The following is a 656-nucleotide window of genomic DNA, read 5'->3' on the forward strand; positions in this document are numbered from 1 at the left end:
GATGTTAGAGTCGGTCAACGATGAAATGTGGTCTACCCCTGCGGAAATGGCGCTTGCAACGGAAGAATATGTTCATAACTACCCGCATGTTCTGGCTGGTTTCCAAGGGCCGGGTATAGACGAAGTACCTGAAATTATTCAATACGCTCAAAACCAAGGCTGGGAAATTGCCAATATTGATATGGTTAAGCACATGAATGCTGACCAAGCCACTTGTGGTTATGGCTGCTCTGGTAACCCGTACGATGCTTATTGGGCCTTCAGTCCTTTAGGTCACGGTGATTTGCATGAGCTAGGCCACGGTTTAGAGAAAGGACGATTCCGATTCGCTGGTTGGGAAGGGCATTCGACGACCAACTACTACTCTTACTACAGCAAGTCTCGTTTCTTCCAAAATACGGGTAAGGAATCAACCTGCCAAAGCTTGGATTTCAAAGGTCAGTTTGAACTGTTGCAAACCAGTCGAACACAAAGCGATCCAAATGCTTATATGGCGGAGCAAAACCAAACGGGTTGGAGCTGGGGTGCTCGCGTTTACATTCAAATGATGATGGCAACTCAGCACGAAGGTGTGCTTAAAAATGGTTGGCATTTACTGGCGCGACTGCATCTTATTGAGCGTGAGTTTAATCGTTTGAAAGCAGATGAGGCACTGT

At 46.6% G+C, this 656-nt stretch carries 1 protein-coding gene; it reads left to right on the forward strand.

Annotation, left to right across the window (positions count from 1 at the left end):
• The coding region (locus tag R8N47_RS25790) for an ImpA family metalloprotease (RefSeq protein WP_318186177.1) at positions 1 to 656 on the forward strand (656 nt) is incomplete at both ends.

This window comes from Vibrio sp. 2132-1 (genome assembly GCF_033344315.1).